2 protein-coding genes and 1 pseudogene are annotated in these 2,782 nt (G+C 71.1%); 1 reads left to right on the top strand and 2 read right to left on the bottom strand.

Translation table 11 applies throughout. The features are described from left to right. Positions 1-823 (bottom strand): annotated as a pseudogene (locus ACFVWU_RS44660) (hypothetical protein); the annotation flags it as partial. Between the two features lie 803 nt (positions 824-1,626). On the opposite strand from ACFVWU_RS44660, the gene ACFVWU_RS44655 reads away from it, so the two are divergent. Next, positions 1,627-1,944, top strand: a complete 318-nt coding sequence (locus ACFVWU_RS44655) for a hypothetical protein (protein WP_387632410.1) — start codon at positions 1,627-1,629, stop codon at positions 1,942-1,944. Positions 1,945-2,420: 476 nt separating this feature from the next. On the opposite strand, the gene ACFVWU_RS44650 is transcribed toward ACFVWU_RS44655, so the two are convergent. Continuing rightward, the gene (locus ACFVWU_RS44650) at positions 2,421-2,621 is read right to left on the bottom strand and encodes a hypothetical protein (RefSeq protein ID WP_387632408.1); all 201 of its coding nucleotides are present in this window, start codon (positions 2,619-2,621) and stop codon (positions 2,421-2,423) included. Positions 2,622-2,782 lie beyond the last annotated feature (161 nt).

Here is a 2,782-nt window from a genome sequence, read left to right as displayed (position 1 = left end):
GATCCCACACCCGCACTGTCTCGTCGGCGCCGCCGGTGACGGCGACCGGCCGGTCTTCCACCACCGCCGTCGCCACGGCAGACACTGTGCGGTCGTGGCCGTGCAGGAGAGCGCCGATCTGCTCGCCGGTGGCCAGATCCCATACCCGCACCGTCTTGTCGTCGCCGACGGTGACGGCGACCGGCTGGCCTTCCACCTCCCCGGTGGCCACCGCCCGCACCACGCCGTCGTGGCCGTGCAGCGGCTCGCCGACCTGCTCCCCGGTGGCCAGGTCCCACACCTGTACCGCGTTTCCGCCGGTGACGGCGACCGACCGGCCGTCCACCACCGTCGCTGCCACCGCGTACACCACGCCGTCGTGGTCTATCAGGGGGTCGCCGATCTGGTCACCGGTGATCAGGTCCCACACCTGTACCTCATCGGCCTCACAGATCTCGAGGGCGACCGGCCGGCCGTCCACCACCGCCGTCGCCACCGCGTACACACCCAACCCGGGGCCGTTGGAGGTCATGACGTGCCGGACCCGGGGGTCAACCTGGCTACCGGTCGACCACTCCACCTGCCACCGCGGCGCAGGCTCGCCCGCCACGGCAACGGCATGGATCCGTGCCGCCAGCTCCATGTCCCCGTACCGAGCCGCGTCCAGCGCCAGCAAGTGCCGACGCACTCCCGCCGTCTCATCCCGGTGCACATACGCCGACGCCCGGTACACCGCCGCCATCAAACGAGCCTCCGGACCCGCTCCCGAATCCAGCAACCCGAACACCCGCGCCGGATCGCCGTTCACCAACAACCCCAGGTCCGTCCACCACTCACCCGCCACCACCGGACCGGTACCCGAACCACCCTCACACACATCACCATTCATGACCGGCACCGTAGACGCACCCGCTGACAACCACTCAGGCACACCCCCGGGCCCGACATCACGACATCACGTCGTTCCACCCACACCGGCAACCCCACACCCCACCCCCGGGACACGCACCACAGTCGCGGCGCCGAACGGCTGACGCGCGGCGGCCGGGGGCGGCAGTCGGAAGCTTGACGCGCCTTGTCGCACCGGGACCCGCGTCGGGCACAACCGGGGCCCCCGGGCAGCTTGCGGGCAGGCCAACCGGCTCTACCAGCGCGACCGGACTCTGATACACCTGTAGATAGCCACTCAGGATGCTGATGAGCGGGCAGTGTTGTGCCACTGACGGTGGTGATGGTGAGGGAGTTGCTGTAGGGGGATTGATCTTCGGGGTGCCGGGAGGGCCGTGATCATCTCCTGGACATGATCACGGCCCTCCCGCTTGTTTGGCGGCGTCCGGGGGGCCGTGCGAGCGCCAACGGAGGGCGCCTTGGTCACGGTAGAGGTGACAGCTGCGGCTGTCGAACAGCGCTTGTCGGCGGGCGAGCTGGCCCGGACTGCGGTGGGGTGCTGGCCCGGTGGGGCTGGGGCCGGTCGCGGAGCCTGCGGGGTCCGGGCGGGGTCGTAGTGGTGCGCCCGCGCAGGGCGAGGTGTCGTTCCTGCGAGGCGACGCACATCCTGTTGCCGGTGTTGTCCCTGGTCAGGCGCGCGGACACGGCCGAGGTGGTGGGGGCTGGCCTGGAGCTGGCGGCGGCCGGCTGGGGGAGCAGGTGGATCGCCGAGCGGTTGGGCGGGCCGGTGACGACGGTGCGGGGCTGGCTGCGGTGCTGGTCGCGTCGGGCGGGCCGGGCTGCGGCGGTGTTCACGTCTGGTTGGTCGCGCTCGCCGACGATCCGGTGGCGGTGCTGCCGTCTCCGGCCGGGACGGCGGTCGCGGACGCGGTCTGCGCGGCGGCGGGGTTCGCGTTCGCCGCCCGGGCGAGGCTCGGGATGTTGAAGGTGCCTACCTGGTTGCTGGTGTCGGCGGCCTGTCGCGGCTGCCTGCTGGCGCCGGGCTGGCCGTGGGGCCCTGCACGGCCACGAATGTGACCTTCTGGCCCTCCGCCAGCGTCTTGAAGCGTTCAGCGACGCGAAGGGTCGGGTACCCCGGAAAGTGGCGAGGACCTCTTCGTGGATGCGGGCGGACCAGGTCCAGATCCAGTAGGCCTGACGCGACCAGGCTCGCGGCGCCCCCGGCTGGCACCCGTCGCGGCGAGGTTCTCAGCGGGCGTGACCGCGCACGGAAGATCGGTACACCGCCCCCGCTTGGCCCGGCGCCGGTGCGCGCCGCTAGGCCAAGCGGGGTGTGACCTCTACAGCTCGGTGGCGTAGATCTATCCGCGCGGAATGGCGTGTTGTATACACGCCAGGCCAGGGCGTGTTCGTGTTGCGCTTGGCTCCTGCGGCCCCGGCCGGGTTTGTGGCCTTGCGGCTGTTCCGGGCCGGGGCGGCAAGGTACCCGTTGCGTTCGCTTACTCACGAGTGGCCGGCCCGCAGGGGCCTGATGGGGAGGACGGTCTGCCCGGTCAGCGGGGGGACAGGACCGCGACCTCGTGACCGAAACCGACCACGAGCCGCCCGTCTGGAGCCACCGCCAACTCAGTCACGTCTGCGGGGAACACCAGTTCCGGCCCCAGTTGCTCGCCGGTGGCCAGGTCCCACACCCGCACCGTCTCGTCGTAGTGGGCGACGGCGACCGGCCGGCCCTCCATGACTCCGATTGCCACCGCCTGCACCCTGCTGGTGTGGACTTGCAGGGGGTCGCCGATCTGCTGGCGGGTGGACAGGTCCCATAGGGGCTTCCCCCGGGAATGTGGACACCGGGTGCTATGCAGCGACGGCCAGCGTAACTGATCTCTGCTCGTAGGCGATCGGGGTCATGTGGTCC

Source organism: Kitasatospora sp. NPDC058190 (genome assembly GCF_042883685.1).
GTDB lineage: Bacteria > Actinomycetota > Actinomycetes > Streptomycetales > Streptomycetaceae > Kitasatospora.
The sequence above is the reverse complement of the archived record's forward strand: the minus strand, read 5'-3'. Positions and strand labels throughout refer to the sequence as shown.